Annotated in this window: 15 protein-coding genes, 6 tRNA genes and 1 pseudogene; 13 read left to right on the top strand and 9 right to left on the bottom strand. The window is 44.4% G+C overall.

Going from position 1 to position 18,815, the window contains the following annotated elements; translation table 11 throughout:
- Positions 1 to 161: 161 nt before the first annotated feature.
- From HU824_RS04995 to HU824_RS04985, 3 genes and pseudogenes are all read right to left on the bottom strand, one after another.
- Positions 162 to 971, bottom strand: a complete 810-nt coding sequence (locus tag HU824_RS04995) for a hypothetical protein (RefSeq protein ID WP_016272681.1) — start codon at positions 969 to 971, stop codon at positions 162 to 164.
- Position 972: 1 nt separating this feature from the next.
- Positions 973 to 2,133, bottom strand: coding sequence for a hypothetical protein (locus tag HU824_RS04990; RefSeq protein ID WP_035457780.1), 1,161 nt, complete (start codon positions 2,131 to 2,133; stop codon positions 973 to 975).
- A gap of 536 nt (positions 2,134 to 2,669) precedes the next feature.
- Positions 2,670 to 3,326: pseudogene (locus HU824_RS04985) on the bottom strand (phage integrase SAM-like domain-containing protein); the annotation flags it as partial.
- Positions 3,327 to 3,630: 304 nt separating this feature from the next.
- On the opposite strand from HU824_RS04985, the gene HU824_RS04980 reads away from it, so the two are divergent.
- Together HU824_RS04980 and HU824_RS04975 are read left to right on the top strand one after the other, a co-directional pair.
- A complete protein-coding gene (locus HU824_RS04980; protein ID WP_176468257.1) occupies positions 3,631 to 4,065 on the top strand; it encodes a hypothetical protein in 435 nt (144 codons plus the stop codon).
- A gap of 10 nt (positions 4,066 to 4,075) precedes the next feature.
- Positions 4,076 to 4,489, top strand: coding sequence for a hypothetical protein (locus HU824_RS04975; protein WP_176468256.1), 414 nt, complete (start codon positions 4,076 to 4,078; stop codon positions 4,487 to 4,489).
- A gap of 144 nt (positions 4,490 to 4,633) precedes the next feature.
- On the opposite strand, the gene HU824_RS04970 is transcribed toward HU824_RS04975, so the two are convergent.
- Together HU824_RS04970 and rlmD are read right to left on the bottom strand one after the other, a co-directional pair.
- Positions 4,634 to 5,545, bottom strand: a complete 912-nt coding sequence (locus tag HU824_RS04970) for an RluA family pseudouridine synthase (protein ID WP_016272673.1) — start codon at positions 5,543 to 5,545, stop codon at positions 4,634 to 4,636.
- 26 nt (positions 5,546 to 5,571) lie between these two features.
- On the bottom strand, positions 5,572 to 6,999 hold the full coding sequence (gene rlmD, locus HU824_RS04965) for a 23S rRNA (uracil(1939)-C(5))-methyltransferase RlmD (RefSeq protein ID WP_035457706.1): 1,428 nt from the start codon (positions 6,997 to 6,999) through the stop codon (positions 5,572 to 5,574).
- A 205-nt stretch (positions 7,000 to 7,204) separates the two neighbouring features.
- Between rlmD and ppdK the strand changes: the two genes are divergently transcribed.
- Positions 7,205 to 9,925 carry a pyruvate, phosphate dikinase gene (ppdK, locus tag HU824_RS04960; RefSeq protein ID WP_176468255.1) on the top strand — a complete coding sequence of 907 codons (2,721 nt, stop codon included), beginning with the start codon at positions 7,205 to 7,207 and terminating at the stop codon, positions 9,923 to 9,925.
- Positions 9,926 to 10,373: 448 nt separating this feature from the next.
- Here the strand turns inward: ppdK and HU824_RS04950 are convergent, their stop codons facing one another.
- Positions 10,374 to 10,982: a thiamine phosphate synthase gene (locus HU824_RS04950; protein ID WP_016272668.1), complete on the bottom strand. Its 609-nt coding sequence runs from the start codon at positions 10,980 to 10,982 to the stop codon at positions 10,374 to 10,376.
- 168 nt (positions 10,983 to 11,150) lie between these two features.
- Entirely contained in the window at positions 11,151 to 11,771 is a 621-nt protein-coding gene (locus HU824_RS04945) for a superoxide dismutase (RefSeq protein WP_051146993.1), read from the bottom strand.
- A 144-nt stretch (positions 11,772 to 11,915) separates the two neighbouring features.
- Between HU824_RS04945 and HU824_RS04940 the strand changes: the two genes are divergently transcribed.
- From HU824_RS04940 to HU824_RS04905, 8 genes are all read left to right on the top strand, one after another.
- Positions 11,916 to 14,270, top strand: coding sequence for an ATP-dependent helicase (locus tag HU824_RS04940; RefSeq protein WP_176468254.1), 2,355 nt, complete (start codon positions 11,916 to 11,918; stop codon positions 14,268 to 14,270).
- 174 nt (positions 14,271 to 14,444) lie between these two features.
- Positions 14,445 to 15,590: a carboxynorspermidine decarboxylase gene (gene nspC / locus HU824_RS04935; RefSeq protein ID WP_136010500.1), complete on the top strand. Its 1,146-nt coding sequence runs from the start codon at positions 14,445 to 14,447 to the stop codon at positions 15,588 to 15,590.
- A 110-nt stretch (positions 15,591 to 15,700) separates the two neighbouring features.
- Positions 15,701 to 15,773 (top strand) — tRNA-Gly (locus tag HU824_RS04930).
- A 28-nt stretch (positions 15,774 to 15,801) separates the two neighbouring features.
- Positions 15,802 to 15,886: transfer RNA gene (locus HU824_RS04925), tRNA-Leu, on the top strand.
- A gap of 40 nt (positions 15,887 to 15,926) precedes the next feature.
- Positions 15,927 to 16,010, top strand: a tRNA-Leu gene (locus tag HU824_RS04920).
- 14 nt (positions 16,011 to 16,024) lie between these two features.
- Positions 16,025 to 16,097, top strand: a tRNA-Gly gene (locus HU824_RS04915).
- A 26-nt stretch (positions 16,098 to 16,123) separates the two neighbouring features.
- Positions 16,124 to 16,205, top strand: a tRNA-Leu gene (locus HU824_RS04910).
- Between the two features lie 32 nt (positions 16,206 to 16,237).
- A tRNA-Gly gene (locus tag HU824_RS04905) sits at positions 16,238 to 16,310 on the top strand.
- Between the two features lie 88 nt (positions 16,311 to 16,398).
- Here HU824_RS04905 and HU824_RS04900 read toward each other — a convergent pair.
- Together HU824_RS04900 and yihA are read right to left on the bottom strand one after the other, a co-directional pair.
- A complete protein-coding gene (locus HU824_RS04900) occupies positions 16,399 to 16,977 on the bottom strand; it encodes a DUF4923 family protein (RefSeq protein ID WP_176468253.1) in 579 nt (192 codons plus the stop codon).
- Between the two features lie 14 nt (positions 16,978 to 16,991).
- Entirely contained in the window at positions 16,992 to 17,597 is a 606-nt protein-coding gene (gene yihA / locus HU824_RS04895) for a ribosome biogenesis GTP-binding protein YihA/YsxC (RefSeq protein ID WP_217994168.1), read from the bottom strand.
- A gap of 92 nt (positions 17,598 to 17,689) precedes the next feature.
- On the opposite strand from yihA, the gene recR reads away from it, so the two are divergent.
- Both recR and HU824_RS04885 read left to right on the top strand, forming a co-directional pair.
- Positions 17,690 to 18,307, top strand: a complete 618-nt coding sequence (gene recR, locus HU824_RS04890) for a recombination mediator RecR (protein WP_035448317.1) — start codon at positions 17,690 to 17,692, stop codon at positions 18,305 to 18,307.
- Positions 18,308 to 18,356: 49 nt separating this feature from the next.
- Positions 18,357 to 18,806, top strand: coding sequence for a hypothetical protein (locus HU824_RS04885; protein WP_176468252.1), 450 nt, complete (start codon positions 18,357 to 18,359; stop codon positions 18,804 to 18,806).
- Positions 18,807 to 18,815: the final 9 nt, after the last annotated feature.

The following is an 18,815-nucleotide window of genomic DNA, read 5'->3' as shown; positions in this document are numbered from 1 at the left end:
ATGTACTCCAACTCCACACGTTGTTTCTTGGTAAGTTTTACTTCTGTGATTCTCATAGCTGTATCTTACCTTGGTATTATGCAAAAACCGTGCCAACATATGTACATTAATTTTTAGTAGCTACTTATATAATTAATTGTCACTAAATACTATTCACTGTTTTAGTCTTTATGATAAGACACCATATCGCCTTTATCATTACGATACATTTCTATATAATCCAAACAACTTGCTTTTTTAGCACCATTATAATGGAATACAAAGGTTCTTCTTCCATCACTAGAATCACAGCGTAAAGTAGATTCAGTTTGTTGTGTTACACGACCTACTACTAAAGGATTATATGGAGGAATCATAAACTCAAAAGTATCATTGTTGAATTTATAATAAATATCTCGGTGAGTTGGACTATCTATGGCCTTTTCTCCATTTCTCCATAGGCAATTTCTTGGCGAACTAAAATGATTATAATCTTTACCTGAACTAATTTTATGGGCTCGAATGAAATAATTCTTTATGTAACTACCATAATCTGAACACATTTGGATGTTCATCTTATAACCATTAATACCATAGTCCCGTTCTTCTGCTCCATAATATCCTTCTCCATACTTTACCATGTATGAGAACACTTTATCTGCAATACTGTAATTTCTGGATGGAATCTTATTTAAAAGACCATTTGAAAAATAATCTAATTCAAAGTCAATTTGGTATGTTCCTTTCATGTAAAGGAAAGCTGCAAGATAAATTGCTTCAGCTTCAAGGTCTTTAGTATTAAGTGATGTATATTTCTTAAGGTCAGCCACACTTTCTTTTACATATTGTTCTACAGGGTCTATTGAATTGTTATCCAAATGCAGAGTAGAAGCATTTGCTGTCTTAGATTTGCCATCATTCACACTCGAAGAAGCTGATTTTTCAACTTTCACTTCTTTCTTTTTCCCAAATAAAAAATCAAAAAAATCCATATTATTTATACGATTTAAAGTTTAACACTCTTTTTCGAATCTCCTTATAATTGAAGCGGCATTCATTTTGTAATAATTTAAATAAGATTTCAATATCATTATCTGTCAATGTTTCTTCTCCCGTACAGATAGCAGAATAAAACATAAATGCTATATATTTTGCCTGTTCATGTTTTTCTGCTACTATTTCTGCATATGTTTTGTCCTCTATTTCTGCGTAACCACCAGTGTTATTAGGTCTAATTGATGCATGTTGATAATATGTTAACGATTTCATATTATATTTCCACCCTGATGCATATGATATTTGTGAAGCAAGTTCATTACAGTAATGAGCATAATACATATCTGATATATATAGTAAATCAGGGTTTATGTGCATTGGTATTACCCACCTAGCGATAGTACTTAATTCTATTGAAGCCCTATTAACATATGCTTCTTGTTGAAAAATCTCATCCTTTGTTGTACAAGCTAATTTTGTTAAATACACAAAATAATATCTGTAGATTTTCCGACATAGTTCGATATGGTTCTTAGGACACATCAGCAGTAATAATCTAAAAGTATTTGCAGCCCCAGCTAATCCATAGTCACTATTCCAAAATCTATTAGGAAATTGTGATAACATAATTGTACTACGATAAAGATAGCTTAAACCGTCCTCTAACTTTTGTCCATAAATATATGTGCATGCTATGTCTGCAAGTATATAAGGGTGTTCTTTTTCTTTAAATTCAAAAATGATAGAGTTTAGGGCTATAATTGGAATCTCATATAATGCTAATGATATACCTTTAGTACGATACGGAGATATTATATCTTTAAATTGGGGATTATCATTTTGGGCATTTTGAATTTTACGCACATAACTATCTACATATGAATCATTAATACACAAACTTTTATCAATCATTATTACTTCATGCATCTCACATTCCATGTATTTATTGTGCATAAATAAGCCTAGTTCTTCAAGTAAAGAGGTTATATATTCATTTTGAATTCTATTTGTATAAAATTCAAACATCATGGGAAACAACCAGTTCTCGTTTTTCTCTTGAAAGCAAATAGGATATTCAGATGCAAAACCACTGAATGCAATAGGATCTGCAACTTGAATCTTTTTTAGAATCTCTTTTATAAATTGTTTTTCTTCCATATGTAAATCTTGCATCAATAAAAAAGCGCGAACCACAATGCCACACTCTTACTTGAAGGTCGTAGGAAACCTCGGATACAGATGTAACAATAGCAGCCCACGCTATAGCGTGAGAACCACTATGCCATCCTTGTATCCTAATTTGAAAATTTCCTACGTTTTCAAGTACAAGATAAGCATAACGCTTCTTCTTTTTCTCTTATGTCTTGGATAGAGTTACCCCTAACCAACTGCAAATTTACAAAAAAGTCGTAATAATAAGCCTTGTATGGGCAAATTATTACGACTTGATGAGTATTTTAGAGTTTCAACCCTCGATTTTGTCTTCTGCTTGTAGGTAATCCCAATGCTTCCATAAACTCATCTTTTTTGCATCTGAACCAAGAGTGATGCGAAACGCCATCGATTTTAAGGTCAAATCTTCCCTCTTTATCTTCTTTGAGTGAGCAGACCGCACCATCGGCTGAAAACGATTGGTTAAACATCGTTGAATAGAGTTTACCTTTAACGGGGATTTCCTTAAAAGTGCATAACACCTTAACATTGGGACTTATGTGAAATTGAGCAAATGGGTTTCTCGGCACCAATCCGTTGTAGTGGGCACGCATAACAACACCCTTGAGCCACATACAATTTGCCCAGATACTGCCATTCTGCAAACCTCTGTCTGTTGCGAGGAATACCGCAAACTCCTTGATAAAGTCGGGAGTCAGCTCAATCATAGACATATCGTTACGCTTGTAATTCGCCTTGATGAATGCTGCAACATGGTTTCTTGCCCGTACTCTTGACATATAAGTTGCTATCACTCGGTCTGTACCTACACGTTTCTTGAATGTGGCATTATCCTTATCAAATGCCCCGAGCAGTGTTTCATATTCTGTTCCGATGCCTTGATAGGCATTGCGTACCATTTCGGCAGTTACATAGGCTTCTCTATCCGACAGGCGTTGATAGTGTTTGATGATTTGAGCCTTGATGTTATCCAAAGCAAGATTAAGTTCCCTTGCTTCCTTGCTCTTACCTTTGGCTCTGTTGCCTTTTACATCCTAAAGCTCTTTTGCAATGGTACGCTTACAACTGAATTGGGCTACTGAGCCGTTAATTGTCACTCGTCCCATGATGGGAACAATACCATTTTTCTCCTTGCTTGCGTTCACGTAGAACAGCACCTTAAATGTACTTCGCATAATCCAATCTTTTCTTGGTTACAAAATTATTTATTAGCTAGTTATACATTGATACGCAATATGATGAAGAACTATGAAATGTGACGACAAAAAGAAAAATCTTACTCTTTTTCGGGTAACGATTAGGCAACCGTTCTATTTCATTACCTTGCGTTTCTTTGCTAAATTGCTATTTCCCGTATTTCCGAGATTTTCAGCGTAATGCGTTTATTATCAGTGCAGGATGCACTATTATTCCGATTTCGGTTGATTATTCCAGCGTTTTTTCGTATGTTTGTCCGCAAATATTAACTAAACTCGATAACTTATGAAGACTTTGAATTATGTGAAGATATTGCTGTTATGTGTATTTACGATTGGATTGGCGTCTTGCGGGGATGATGTGTATTATACCATGCAGAATAGTGACGACAAATTGTGTGAAAGGACATGGATAGAAGAATATCAGACAGAAAACAAAGATGGAGTTGAAGTGTTATGCAGCCATCAGTTAAAGTTTGCTAAGGTTGATAATTCCGGACAGGAGATTTGGGAGTATTATCGTAGAGGGGAGTCCCGCCCCTATGAAACGGTTTCACGTACTTTTACCTGGAAATGGATGGACAAGTCTATGGAGGGGCTGGCGCTGAATTACGGTGCAGGTGAAATCAAGTATTTTGATAATGTGTGGGTGCGTGAGCATTATTTATCCGGTAAGCTGGATGGAGTAGTTGTAATGATGATAGATGCTAATTATAAATAAAGTATGATATATGAATAGTATGTTGAAATATGTAAAAATGCTGTTGTTGTTTGTCCTTGTATTAGGATTGACATCATGTGATAATGAGGATGAAACAGAATATAATCTGCCCGGTGAATGGTATACTTCTGAAGAAATAGACTTCGGGGCATATACTTGGGGCAGAGGAACGGTTATGACCTTTAATGCACGCAACCAGGGTACTATCGGTTCATACGGTGATCCGAATTATTTGCTCTTCAGATGGAATTGGGTCAGCGGGGCCTACAATCTAATGGAGTTGGAATTTTATGATGATGGTAGCATGGCCTATATTGAAGGGGCCATGGCTGATTCTTATTCTTTCAGTGATACTTGGTATAATAGCTGGAGGGAATATCAAGATGATATTAATGGACAGCCTTTCCGTATGCGTCGGCAATGACATATTTAAGCAAGCACGTCAATAAAAGAGGGATGTGTCAAAACCCTCTTTTTAACAAAATCACCCCTGTCACAGATATCTGTGACAGGGGTGATTTTCATATTTTTGGTGTTTTGGCACATCCCTTTTTTGTGTTTTAGCTTTTTACTTGTTCTTCAAGACCAGCTTCTTGAACTCTCCCGGATAAGGTGTTTCAAACCGCATCAGCTCTCCCGTAACGGGATGATAGAAACAAAGCTTGAAAGCATGCAGGGCCAAGCGTCCGATAGGATTTACGTCTTCCAGTCCATAGCGTCCGTCACCGATGATGGGATGCCCCAAATCCTGCATGTGTACACGTATCTGATTCTTGCGTCCGGTCTCCAGATTCAACTCAACGAGGGAATATCCATTGGCGCGCTTGATGGTACGGTAGTGTGTAATGGACTCTTGCCCTCCATCATCTGTCGGGCTGGAGTATACATACAGCTTACGGTCCGTCAACCAAGAAACCACGGTTCCTGCATCTTTTTCCATCTCGCCGACCACTACGGCTACGTATCGCCGGTCTGTTACAATGTCATGCCAGTTATCGCGTAGTGTACGTTGGGTCTTCTCGTCTTTGGCAAACATCATCAAGCCGGAGGTGTCACGGTCCAGGCGATGCACAATATATACGCGGTGCTGCCTGCCCGAGCGTTGTACGTATTCATTCAAGATGGTATAGGCTGTACGTTCTTTTTGTCTGTCGGTATTGACGGACAGCAGTCCCTGCATTTTTTCTATCACGATAATGTAGGCATCCTCGTATACAATCTTCATCAGTTTATGGTTGAACTCCTTTCGTCCCTTTTCGCGGCTGATTTGTACTTTCATACCCGGTTTCAGGGGGAAATTGTATTGTGTAGTGATAACGCTGTCTACATATATGATGCGTTTGCTTAGCAATGATTTCAGCTTGGTGCGGCTGGCATCCGGCATTTTTGCTGCCAGAAACTCCATGAGTTCCATCGGTTCCTTCACCATGTAGTCCGTATATTGCGTGCGGGCTCTTGCTGTGATTTTTTCTTTTGCCACGTTTTTAGTAATTAAACGGTTGATGATTATTGATTGGTTCTCAGTTCGAGAAGTACTACATTCTCCACGTGGTGGGTATGCGGAAACATGTCTACCGGTTGAACGGCCTTTACTTTATATTTCGCATCGAGCAGTTGCAAATCGCGCGCCTGCGTAGCCGGATTACAGCTGACATATACGATGCGTTTGGGCTCTGCAAACAGAATGACATCCACTACATCCTGGTGCATTCCGGCACGGGGAGGGTCGGTGATGATGACATCGGGACGGCCGTATTGGTTGATGAAGTCTTGTGTCAGCATGTCTTTCATGTCTCCGGCAAAGAACAATGTGTTTTCAATTCCGTTAATCTCGGCATTGACCTTGGCGTCTTCAATGGCTTCGGGCACATACTCTATGCCGATTACCTGGCGTGCTTGCTTGGATACGAAATTGGCAATGGTGCCCGTACCGGTATAAAGGTCATAAACAAGCTCGTTACCGGTCAGTCCGGCAAAGTTGCGCGCTACCTTGTAGAGGTTGTAGGCTTGCTCGGAGTTGGTCTGATAGAAAGATTTGGGGCCTACCTTGAAGCGCAGTCCCTCCATTTCCTCGAAGATGTGGTCTTTCCCCTTGAAGGTGTGTACCTCAAGGTCGGTAATGGTATCGTTACACTTATTATTAATAATGTATAGCAGGGAAGTGATTTCAGGGAATGTATCTGCTATGTATTGCAGCATTTGCTTGAACAGAGCCATTTCCTCCTCTTTCTCTATCTTGCAGATGAGGATTACCATCAGTTCGCCGGTGGTAGAGGTACGCACAATCATATTGCGTAGCATTCCTTCATGCGTACGCAGGTTGATGAAAGAATAGTTGTGCCGGTAGGCATAGTCGCGTACTGCATTGCGGATGCGGTTGGATATATCATCCTGCAACCAGCACTTCTCTATGGCAAGCACTTTGTCGAAAGCATTGGGAATATGGAAGCCTACGGCATTCATCTGTTCGTACACTACATTCTGCTGAACCTCTTCCGTCGTCAGCCAACGTTTGTTGGAAAAAGTGTACTCCAGCTTATTCCGGTAGAACTGAGTTTTTTCTGAACCTAGTATCGGAGAAATTTCCGGCAATTCTATTTTGCCGATGCGGGTGAGGTTGTCCGTTACTTGTTTTTGCTTATACTTGATTTGCTCGGAATAGGGGAGAACCTGCCATTTACAACCGCCGCATACACCATAATGTTGGCAGAATGGAGTTGCCCGTACTGCCGAATATTCATGGAATTTCACTGCTTCGGCTTCAGCATAATGATGCTTTTTTCTCTTAATTTGCAGGTCAACTACGTCGCCGGGGACGACATATGGTACGAAAACCACCAAATCATTGACTTTTGCGATGGCTTTTCCTTCGGCAGCCACATCCGTAATTGTCACCTTCTCCAATAGGGGAAGTTCTTTTCTTTTTCTTGCCACTTTTACACCAGTCTAATAAATTCTTCGGCAAAAATAGGCATTTTTTTCGGGATTTCTCTCTATGAAATGAAATATTAAAGATTGCAATGTCGAAATTGCATTTTAGCATAAAGTTTTTTCTGAAAAAGTTTTCTAGTCTGCGAAATATACTTAGATTTGCGAACAGAAAAGAGAAAATCACTATCAAAAACTTTAAATTTATATTATGGACAAAAAAAGAGTTTATACCTTTGGTAATGGCCAGGCAGAAGGAAAGGCCGATATGAGAAACCTTTTGGGTGGAAAAGGTGCCAACCTTGCAGAAATGAACCTTATAGGGGTTCCGGTTCCTCCGGGCTTTACAATAACGACAGAAGTTTGTACGGAATATTATGAAATGGGGCAGGAGAAAGTCGTTGCTCTGTTGAAGAATGAAGTTGAACAAGCCATTGCCCATGTGGAGACGCTGATGCGTTCCAAATTCGGTGATGTGGAGAATCCGTTGCTGGTTTCCGTACGTTCGGGTGCACGCGCTTCTATGCCGGGCATGATGGACACTATCCTGAATCTTGGCTTGAATGACGAAGTGGTGGAAGGCTTGACACGCAAGACAGGCAACGCACGTTTTGCATGGGACTCTTACCGTCGTTTCGTGCAGATGTATGGCGATGTGGTGCTGGGTATGAAGCCGGTGAACAAGGAAGACGTAGACCCGTTCGAAGCTATTATAGAAGAGGTGAAACATGCCAAAGGCGTGAAGCTGGACAACGAGCTTGAGGTGGAAGACCTTAAGGAACTCGTGAAGAAGTTCAAGGCTGCCGTAAAAGAACAGACCGGAAAAGACTTCCCGACTTGTGCCTACGAGCAGTTGTGGGGTGCCGTTTGTGCCGTATTCAATTCCTGGATGAACGAACGTGCCATTTTGTATCGTAAGATGGAGGGAATTCCTGACGAATGGGGTACTGCCGTAAGCGTTCAGGCGATGGTGTTCGGTAATATGGGCGAGAGCTCTGCTACGGGTGTTTGCTTCAGCCGCGATGCTGCTACCGGTGAAGATCTTTTCAATGGCGAGTATTTGATTAATGCACAAGGTGAAGACGTGGTTGCCGGTATCCGTACTCCGCAACAGATTACAAAAATCGGTTCTCAACGTTGGGCTGAATTGGCTGGTGTAAGCGAAGAAGAACGTGTCAGCAAATATCCTTCCATGGAGGAGGCTATGCCGGAAATTTATAAGGAACTGGATGCTTTGCAGACGAAGCTCGAAAATCACTACCGTGATATGCAGGATATGGAGTTCACTGTACAAGAGGGTAAACTCTGGTTCCTCCAGACCCGTAACGGTAAGCGTACCGGAGCCGCTATGGTGAAGATTGCCATGGACTTGCTCCATCAAGGTATGATTGACGAAAAGACTGCATTGATGCGTTGTGAGCCCAATAAGTTGGACGAACTGCTCCACCCGGTATTTGACAAGACAGCTCTGAAGCAAGCCAAGGTATTGACCCGTGGTCTTCCCGCTTCTCCGGGTGCCGCTACGGGACAAATCGTATTCTTTGCCGATGATGCTGCCGAATGGCATGCTGCCGGCAAGCGTGTGGTGATGGTACGTATCGAGACTTCTCCGGAAGATTTGGCAGGTATGGCAGTTGCCGAAGGTATCCTGACTGCCCGCGGCGGTATGACTTCGCATGCGGCAGTGGTTGCTCGTGGTATGGGTAAGTGCTGTGTGTCCGGTGCCGGTGCCTTGAACATAGACTACAAGGCGCGTACAGTGGAAGTGGATGGTGTACTGTTGAAAGAAGGTGACTATATCTCCTTGAACGGAAGCACTGGTGAAGTATATAAAGACAAGGTGGAGACAAAAGCGGCTGAGCTGTCCGGTGACTTTGCGGAACTGATGGATTTGGCAGACAAATATACGAAGCTGCAGGTTCGTACCAATGCGGATACTCCTCACGATGCAGAAGTGGCACGCAATTTTGGTGCGGTGGGTATCGGCCTTTGCCGTACGGAGCACATGTTCTTCGAAGGCGAGAAGATTAAAGCCATGCGCGAGATGATTCTGGCAGAAAACGCCGAAGGACGTCGCAAGGCTTTGGCTAAGATTCTACCTTACCAGCAAGCTGACTTCAAGGGTATCTTCAAGGCAATGGCTGGTTGTCCGGTGACTGTACGTCTGCTCGACCCTCCTTTGCATGAGTTTGTTCCTCATGACCTGAAGGGACAGCAGGAAATGGCAGATACGATGGGTGTAAGCCTCCAGTATATCCAGCAACGTGTTGAGGCGCTTTGTGAGCATAATCCGATGTTGGGTCATCGTGGTTGCCGTTTGGGAAATACATATCCTGAAATTACACAGATGCAGACGCGTGCCATCTTGGGTGCTGCTTTGGAATTGAAGAAGGAAGGCGCCGAACCCCATCCTGAAATCATGGTTCCTCTGACCGGCATCTTGTATGAGTTCAAGCAGCAGGAAGAAGTGATTCGTGCTGAGGCTGCCCAGTTGTTTGAAGAAGTGGGTGACAGCATCGACTTCAAAGTAGGTACAATGATTGAGATTCCGCGTGCCGCCTTGACTGCCGACCGCATAGCTTCCTCTGCCGAGTTCTTCTCATTCGGTACGAACGACTTGACTCAGATGACATTTGGTTATTCACGCGACGATATCGCTTCCTTCCTCCCGATTTATCTGGAGAAGAAGATTCTGAAAGTAGACCCGTTCCAGGTACTCGACCAGAATGGTGTAGGACAGTTGGTGCGTATGGCTACTGAAAAGGGACGTGCTATCCGTCCGGATTTGAAGTGCGGTATCTGCGGCGAACATGGTGGTGAGCCTTCTTCTGTGAAGTTCTGCCACAAGGTCGGTTTGAATTATGTCAGCTGTTCTCCGTTCCGTGTGCCCATTGCACGTCTGGCTGCGGCTCAGGCTGCCATCGAAGGCTGATATTTGATAATGTAATGTATTGATAAATAATGTTTTGTATGGGTTTATAGCGCTGAGGATGTGCTGTAAACCCATATTTGTTTTATCTGCATTCTAAGCACTTTATACAGGGTTTTGCTTTGGAAGGTTTAGAAATATTTTGTAATTTTGCAATGTTCGGTTTAGAAAGAAGTTTAGAAGTTTGATAAACTGTAAATCAAAATATATGGCTACATTTAGAACTTGTGTGCAGAAGCAGCGTAAAGATGGATTCTATCCGGTGTATATACATGTCACACATCTGAAAAAGAGTATGTGGTTCGTGAATATGAACTACGATATTTAAGGTGCGGGGGTGGGGCTTTCCATCACCAAATCTATTGTGGGACACTATGGGGAAGGTATATCACGTTGCCTGCTGGTATTGAATACAAAGAGTACGGTAAATTTTGATTTGCCAGTCTAAGGCTCAATCGGCCATTTTCTTCAATTTTTTGAAGTGGTGGATTACTTCCAGATAGTCGCGGTCGGTGCAGGCATTGAATTTATTCCATAAGTCACCCATTACAACAGCACCACCGAATCCGTAATTCTTAATCTCCAGTATGTTGTCGGGAGTAATGCCTCCCAAGGCCATGACTTTACTGTCTATAATCTTACTTTTCCCTGCTTGCCGCAATTCCTCGGCAGTGAAGCCGGATGTGACTCCGGACTTTGTGATACAATTATATATCGGGCTTAAGAACAGATAGTCATAGAAATGCTTCTTGTTTTGCACTTCGTCCAGTGAATGGCAGGTACAACTGATGTGGCCTGAATAGTCGTGAGGTTCTTTGGGGTTGCGGGTGTTTAGATGAATTCCCATCAGGCTGAACTCTTCCTGCAGGTAGAAGTGCTCATGAGTAATGATGCGCTTATGATATTTTTTAGGTATCAGTGTTAAAAGCCGTTCTGAATACATGGCGGGAGTTTCTGGCTTCCTCAGATGTAGAATATCCAGCCCCTCTTCGAATAGTGCCGTGATAATCTTGTCTTCTTCCACAAAAAATGTGGGTGCTGTTACTACGATGAGTTTCATTTTTATTGTTAAACTTTTAAGTTTAGCAAAGTTAATGAATACTTATGGTAGAAGCCAAAGAATTTCTTTAAAATATGTTAGATGACTGCTTTAAACAAGAAAACGCCTTCTTGAGTTTTTATAATTCAAGAAGGCGCCCTTCACATGGCTTTATGAGACCTTGTCGGTTTATTTGAATCTTTTGCCTAACGCATCCCAATCAATGATGCCCCATAACTCGTTTATGTGGTCGGCACGGCGGTTCTGGTAGTCAAGATAGTATGAATGTTCCCATACATCGAATCCGAGTAGCGGAACAAGACCGGCACGTACTGGGTTACTACCATTGGCTTCTTTGGTGATGTGGAGTTTGCCGTTTTTGTCGGCAGACAACCAAGCCCATCCGGAGCCGAACAATCCGACAGCTGCTGCGTTGAATTCCTTCTTGAAATTCTCAAAGCTGCCGAAGTCGCGTTTGATGGCTTCTGCCAGTTTACCGGTAGGCTCGCTGTGGGCAGGCTTCGGGGCAAACTGCAAGAAGTATAGTGTGTGGTTCAACACCTGTCCTGCATTGTTGAAGATGGCACCGTCCGGTGCTGTGGCGACAATGGTCAATAGATCCTTGCCTTCGAATTCTGTTCCCGGAACGAGATTGTTGAGGTTGTTCACGTAGGTTTGCAGATGCTTGCCATAGTGGTAATCTATGGTTTGCTGACTGATTACGGGTTCCAGTGCATTGTTGGCATAGGGAAGTTTTGGCATTTCGTAAGTCATAACTGTTGTCATTAAAATCGTTAATATTGTATTCATAAGTTTCAATTATTAAATTTTGGAACTTTGCTATATAAACACTATAACCTGTGGAAATGTTCGTACGTCTCCGAAGCTTTTTTTATCTTTGCCTCCGTAAAAACAAAGGAAGAAAAAATATTATCATTTTAAGATTATACGGATATGCCCGATTATATAGAGGAACTGAACGAGGGACAGCGGAACGCGGTGCTGTACAACGATGGTCCGTCATTGGTGATAGCCGGTGCCGGTTCAGGAAAGACGCGTGTGCTGACCTATAAGATTGCTTATCTGCTGGAGAATGGCTACCAGCCTTGGAACATTCTGGCATTGACCTTTACCAACAAGGCGGCGCGCGAAATGAAGGAGCGTATAGCCCGTCAGGTGGGGCCGGAGAGGGCACGCCATTTGTGGATGGGAACCTTTCACTCCTTGTTCCTGCGCATTCTGCATGTCGAGGCCGGGCATATCGGCTTCACTTCGCAGTTTACCATTTATGATACGGCGGATAGCAAAAGCCTGATACGTTCCATTATCAAGGAAATGGGGCTGGATGAGAAAGTGTACAAGCCGGGGATGGTGCAGGCTCGTATTTCGAACGCCAAGAATCATCTGGTTTCTCCTGCAGGCTATGCCAATAACAAGGAGGCTTACGAGGGAGACCGCGCAGCAAAGGTTCCGGCGCTTCGCGACATCTACCAGAGATATTGGGAGCGTTGCCGGCAGGCAGATGCAATGGACTTCGACGATTTGCTGTTCTACACATTCCTGCTGTTCCGGGACTACCCCGAGGTGTTGGCGCGTTATCAGGACCAGTTCCGCTACATTTTGGTAGATGAGTATCAAGATACCAATTTTGCACAGCACAGTATCGTGCTGCAACTTGCCAAGAACCATCAACATGTCTGTGTGGTGGGGGATGATGCACAGAGTATCTACTCCTTCCGTGGTGCCGATATTGACAATATTCTCTATTTTACGAAAGTATATCCCGATACGAAGGTCTTCAAGCTGGAGCAGAACTACCGTTCTACCCAGACCATTGTTCGCGCGGCCAACAGCCTGATAGAAAAGAACCAGTGGCAGATACGTAAGGAAGTGTTTTCAGAAAAGGAGAAAGGAGAAGCCATCGGTGTGTACCAGGCATATAGCGATGTGGAGGAAGGGGATATTGTGGTGAATAAGATAGCTGAGCTACGGCATGAAAAGCACTATGCCTACTCTGATTTTGCGATACTCTACCGTACCAATGCGCAGAGCCGTATCTTTGAGGAAGCCATGCGCAAACGCAGTATGCCTTACCGTATTTATGGAGGCTTGTCGTTCTATCAGCGTAAGGAAATCAAAGATGTCATCGCTTACTTCCGTCTGATAGTGAATCCCAATGATGAAGAGGCTTTCAAGCGTATTATCAACTATCCTGCACGGGGTATAGGAGATACGACAGTGGGAAAAATCATTGCTGCCGCCACCGGTCACAATGTCAGTTTGTGGACTGTGCTTTGTGAACCGTTGACATATGGCTTGAACTTCAATAAAGGTACGATGGGAAAGTTGCAGGCATTTCGTGAACTTATATCTGCCTTTATCACAGATGCTGCGGAAAAGAATGCCTGCGAGATTGGTGCCGACATTATTCGCCAATCGGGCATCATCAATGATGTGTGTCAGGACAACTCTCCCGAGAATCTGAGCCGTAAGGAGAATATAGAGGAGTTGGTGAACGGTATGAATGATTTTTGTGCCCAACGGCAGGAGGAGGGAAACCCGAGTGTGTTGTTGGGCGATTTCCTTTCGGAAGTTTCTCTTCTTACCGACCAGGATTCGGATAAGGATGGCGACGATGAGAAGATAACGCTGATGACTGTACATTCGGCCAAGGGATTGGAGTTCAGGAATGTGTTTGTAGTGGGGATGGAGGAGAACCTTTTCCCCAGTGGCATGGCGGGTGACTCTCCCCGGGCGTTGGAGGAAGAACGGAGGCTGTTCTATGTAGCCATCACACGTGCCGAAGAACACTGTTTCCTATCGTATGCAAAGACACGTTTCCGGTATGGCAAGATGGAGTTCGGCACTCCCAGCCGTTTCCTGAAGGATATAGATATGCGTTTCCTGCGCCTACCTCAGGATGTGGGAATGTTCCGCAGGGTAGAGGATGAAGCCGCCGTTTTCCGCAGGGAGAACGCCAGAGGCTTTGCGCCTGATAGGGAAGATGTCCCGTATGGCGGAAGAGAGCGTGTATCTGTACGGCCGAAGCAGCAGATTATTGCACCGACCGTTCCACGTAACCTGAAACGGGTGGCGTCTTCTGCAAATATGGCAAATACATCGCCTTCTGCCAGTGGGTCGGCCAACCGTGTACAGCGAGGACAACTTATTGAGCACGAACGTTTCGGTCTGGGCGAAGTCCTGAAGCTGGAAGGCGAGGGAGACAATGCCAAGGCTACCATCCGCTTCAAGAATGCGGGGGACAAGCAACTTTTACTGCGCTTCGCGCGTTTCAAGGTTATTGGGTAGTGGAGTAATGCGAACCGATGGTTTCGTTTCAACTACTGATTCGCGTAAATTCCATTATAAAAAGAAGCGTCCTAAAAGGAGCGGTATCTGTTTTGCTAAGTCCTCAGGCAGGGCTTTTCAGACCCTTCGTTTGTTCGAATGGCTTTGTGAATGATAGAAAATATAAATAGAAGAATGACTGATAAAGATTTTACCCTTTTCCCTTCTCCCTGCTATATTATGGAAGAAGGATTGCTGAGGAAGAACCTCGCACTGATAAAAAGTGTGGCTGACCGTGCAGGTGTGGAGATAATCCTCGCTTTCAAATCATTTGCCATGTGGCGTTCCTTTCCTATTTTCAGGGAGTATATAAATCACTCTACGGCAAGTTCCGTCTACGAAGCCCGTCTGGCATTGGAGGAGTTCGGAAGCAAGGCGCATACGTACTCGCCGGCTTATACCGAGGCCGAATTTCCGGAGATAATGCGGTGCAGCAGTCATGTCACTTTCAATTCGCTTTCGCAGTTCCATCGCTTTTATCCGGCGGTGACGGCGGAAGGAAGCGGCATTTCCTGCGGTATCCGCATCAATCCCGAATATTCGGAGGTGGAGACGGAACTGTATAATCCTTGTGCGCCTGGTACCCGTTTTGGTGTGATGACCGACCAGCTTCCCGAAAAACTTCCGGCCGGTATTGAAGGTTTTCACTGTCATTGTCACTGCGAGTCTTCTTCCTACGAGCTGGAACGTACATTGGAGCATTTGGAAGGAAAATTCTCCCGCTGGTTCTCACAGATTAAGTGGTTGAATTTGGGAGGGGGCCATTTGATGACGCGCAAGGATTATGATGTAGAGCATCTTGTCCGCCTATTGAAGGGTTTTAAGGAACGCTATCCGCATCTTCAAATCATTCTTGAACCAGGTTCTGCTTTCACCTGGCAGACCGGTGTGCTGAGCTCGGAAATAGTGGATATCGTGGAAAACCGCGGCATTCGTACCGCCATCCTCAATGTTAGCTTTACGTGCCATATGCCTGATTGCTTGGAGATGCCCTACCAGCCTGCGGTGCGTGGAGCGGAAATGGGCGATGCGGGCCCTTACGTCTATCGCCTTGGAGGAAACTCCTGCTTGAGCGGCGACTATATGGGACTGTGGAGTTTTGACCATGAACTGCAGATAGGGGAGAGAATCGTCTTTGAAGACATGATACATTACACCACTGTAAAGACGAATATGTTCAATGGAATTCACCATCCGGCCATTGCAATGTGGACAAAAGAAGGGAAATCAGAAGTTTTCAAGCAATTTTCTTACGAAGATTATCGTGGGCGAATGAGTTGATAATCAAAAGTATAATTGTATACGTAACAAAATGTGCATTTTTTGAATGAAAAAAAGTCTGCGGAATGTTTGCAGGTTTAAGGAAAATATCTACCTTTGCATCCGCAATCGCGGAAATAGCTCAGTTGGTAGAGCATAACCTTGCCAAGGTTAGGGTCGCGAGTTCGAGTCTCGTTTTCCGCTCAAGACAGTTTAGATTGCAATTACCTATGCCCAGGTGGCGGAATTGGTAGACGCGCACGTTTCAGGTGCGTGTGCCGAGAGGCATGCAGGTTCGAGTCCTGTTCTGGGCACCAAGGTAAGGCGGTCGGTTCTTTGAATTGTTGAAAGTAAGTTGGAGAGGTGGCGGAATTGGTAGACGCGCTACTTTGAGGGGGTAGTGGCAATTATGTCGTGGGAGTTCGAGTCTCCTTCTCTTCACGCTTTTATACATTGCGGAAATAGCTCAGTTGGTAGAGCATAACCTTGCCAAGGTTAGGGTCGCGAGTTCGAGTCTCGTTTTCCGCTCTTCAGATGTATTGAAGATGGCTTATGCCCAGGTGGCGGAATTGGTAGACGCGCACGTTTCAGGTGCGTGTGTCGAGAGGCATGCAGGTTCGAGTCCTGTTCTGGGCACTTTACTCCTCAAAAAAGGAGAGTCATCCAATGCGGAAATAGCTCAGTTGGTAGAGCATAACCTTGCCAAGGTTAGGGTCGCGAGTTCGAGTCTCGTTTTCCGCTCTTTTTCAGATAGAAAATCCCGCAAGCATTATTCAGTGCTTGCGGGATTTTTTCATTGTATAGAACTGGAACGAGTCCGAAGTTGTTGTTACTGTTTCTGTAATGACAATCCGAGCATCATTCCGTCGTAGCTGTTGGCCAGCGATCCGATACTCTTCAGGGTGGAGTTGCTGCTTTTGCTGGAGAGGAAGGTTATCAGTTTTAATAGTTTGTCTGATTCGAACAGCAAGTCCATAGTTTTGGAGGTAGCGTTGACCTTGGCATTCATACCTATCAGCTTGGCGAATTTCAAGTTGACCTTTTGGGTGGATGCATTGTAGGAGTAGCTTCCCTTCATACTCTTTTGTCCTACTTTGGCACTGAATGTGAATGACATTTGTCCGGCTTTGATACCTGCTTTTGCAAGTTGTTCGTCCAGTTTCTTTTCTGCGGCTGTGGCGGCAACGGTACCGCCGGCTTTCTGCAACAGGTTGTCCGATTCAAATTCAATGGCAGAGCCGGTGTACGACCAAGTGCCGGTCATATTCGCTGTTGACTTGCCGGTTACAACATTTACCGCCTTCTCTATATTTTCTTTGTTGAACAAATCCTTGATGGATTGTGCGTGACTATTGCTAGTCAGCAACAGTGCGGCAACAAAAAGCTGCCAAAAAACTAATCTTTTCATTTTACTTGTTTCTATTATTTGCTATTTAGGCTTTTGTTGATACTTTCGATATAGTCCAGCAGCTCTTTCCGTCCCATGCGGTTCTCGGAAGAGGTGATGAAGTAGGGGGGTAGCTCTTCCCATTGTTCCTTCAATTGTTTTAGGTATTCGTTGATGTTGGTGTTCAGTCTGCCGCCTTTCAGTTTGTCGGCCTTTGTGAAGACGATGGCAAAAGGTACAGCGTTTTCGCCCAACCATTCCGTAAACTCGAGGTCGATGGCTTGGGGAGCCAGCCTGCTATCTATAAGAACAAACAGACAGGTCATCTGTTCGCGTTGCAGTATGTAACTTTCAATAATGCGCTTGATTTGTTCCTGCCCTTTCTGTCCCCGTTTAGCGTAGCCATACCCCGGAAGGTCTACAATGTACCAGCTCTTGTTGATGAGGAAATGGTTGATGAGCATGGTCTTTCCCGGTGTGGCAGAGGTCATGGCAAGTCCTTTCCTTCCGGTCAGCATATTGATGAGACTGGATTTTCCTACGTTGGAGCGCCCGATGAAAGCATATTCGGGAAATGTACCTGCGGGGCATTTCTGCACGTCTGTGTTACTGATGACGAATTCAGCGTTTGTAATATTCATTTTGTTGCCTTTTTGGGGTTTTACGTGTGGCAAAGGTAGCACTAATTTCATAAGTTTGCACTATCTTTGTGGCCAATAGGAAAATTTTAAGTATGAATGGACAGTTTCCCTCGACATTATTGGAGAAGGCAGTAAATGAGTTTGCCAAGTTGCCCGGAGTGGGACGTAAGACGGCTATGAGGCTGGTTCTTCATCTGCTCCGTCAGGATACGGCAGTAGTGGAAGCGTTCGGCAATGCCATTGTGACGCTGAAGCATGAAGTGAAATATTGCAAGGTATGCCATAACATATCAGATACGGAGACGTGCCGCATCTGTTCCAGTCCGCAACGAGACGCTTCGGTGGTTTGTGTGGTGGAGAATATCCGTGATGTGATGGCTGTGGAAGCTACACAACAGTTCCGTGGCCTGTATCACGTGCTGGGTGGCGTTATCTCGCCGATGGATGGCATTGGTCCCGGAGACTTGCAGATAGAAAGCCTTGTGCAGCGGGTGGCCGCTGGTGGTATCAATGAGGTAATTCTTGCGCTGAGCACTACGATGGAGGGAGACACGACAAACTTTTATATCTACCGTAAGCTGGAAAAGTTGGGGGTGAAGCTCTCAGTCATAGCTCGTGGCATTTCCATCGGAGACGAACTGGAGTATACGGATGAAGTGACTCTGGGACGCAGTATCGTGAACCGCACCCCATTTTCGGGAACAGCCTGATTGTGTTGGGGTATTATCAATTATTCATTATCTACTATCAATTAACTGAATGGAAGAACAAATAAAGAAGACCGCGGCGCGTGTTCGAATTGCTTTTGCCTGTTTCTGGATACTCCCCATCTTGCTCGTACTGTTTGGAGAAGCCGGAGGCGGATGGGTAGGTATGTATGCCGGAGATGTACGTGCCACTTATATGGCCGAGACGATAACCATTCTGCTGGCTGCCTCTTGCGTACCCGTGTCTCTGAAACTTTTTTCTTGGGTATTGATTCGGAAAATAGATGTAGTGACACTTCCCGAAGCCCTCCGGTTCTATGCAATGTGGAGTGGCGTGAGGCTGGCATTGCTTGCTATACCGGTGCTTGCGGGCTTTTTCACCTATTATATAGTGTTGAGCAGTACGGGTATACTGTGCGCACTGATAGGACTGACGGCTTCTCTGTTCTGCCTGCCGGGTGAGGAACGATTGCGTAAGGAACTGCATATCAATAAAGAATAACTATAACGG

The organism is Bacteroides sp. L10-4 (assembly GCF_013373675.1).
GTDB lineage: Bacteria > Bacteroidota > Bacteroidia > Bacteroidales > Bacteroidaceae > Bacteroides > Bacteroides muris.
This window is presented reverse-complemented; position numbering and strand designations above follow the sequence as displayed.

Bases quoted from the DNA above. Each gene is read 5' to 3' on its own strand.
- HU824_RS04995 (WP_016272681.1), bottom strand. From the start codon at position 971: ATGGATTTTTTTGATTTTTTATTTGGGAAAAAGAAAGAAGTGAAAGTT.
- HU824_RS04990 (WP_035457780.1), bottom strand. From the start codon at position 2,133: ATGGAAGAAAAACAATTTATAAAAGAGATTCTAAAAAAGATTCAAGTT.
- HU824_RS04980 (WP_176468257.1), top strand. From the start codon at position 3,631: ATGAAGACTTTGAATTATGTGAAGATATTGCTGTTATGTGTATTTACG.
- HU824_RS04975 (WP_176468256.1), top strand. From the start codon at position 4,076: ATGAATAGTATGTTGAAATATGTAAAAATGCTGTTGTTGTTTGTCCTT.
- ppdK (WP_176468255.1), top strand. From the start codon at position 7,205: ATGGACAAAAAAAGAGTTTATACCTTTGGTAATGGCCAGGCAGAAGGA.
- HU824_RS04950 (WP_016272668.1), bottom strand. From the start codon at position 10,982: ATGAAACTCATCGTAGTAACAGCACCCACATTTTTTGTGGAAGAAGAC.
- HU824_RS04945 (WP_051146993.1), bottom strand. From the start codon at position 11,771: ATGAATACAATATTAACGATTTTAATGACAACAGTTATGACTTACGAA.
- HU824_RS04940 (WP_176468254.1), top strand. From the start codon at position 11,916: ATGCCCGATTATATAGAGGAACTGAACGAGGGACAGCGGAACGCGGTG.
- nspC (WP_136010500.1), top strand. From the start codon at position 14,445: ATGACTGATAAAGATTTTACCCTTTTCCCTTCTCCCTGCTATATTATG.
- HU824_RS04900 (WP_176468253.1), bottom strand. From the start codon at position 16,977: ATGAAAAGATTAGTTTTTTGGCAGCTTTTTGTTGCCGCACTGTTGCTG.
- yihA (WP_217994168.1), bottom strand. From the start codon at position 17,597: ATGAATATTACAAACGCTGAATTCGTCATCAGTAACACAGACGTGCAG.
- recR (WP_035448317.1), top strand. From the start codon at position 17,690: ATGAATGGACAGTTTCCCTCGACATTATTGGAGAAGGCAGTAAATGAG.
- HU824_RS04885 (WP_176468252.1), top strand. From the start codon at position 18,357: ATGGAAGAACAAATAAAGAAGACCGCGGCGCGTGTTCGAATTGCTTTT.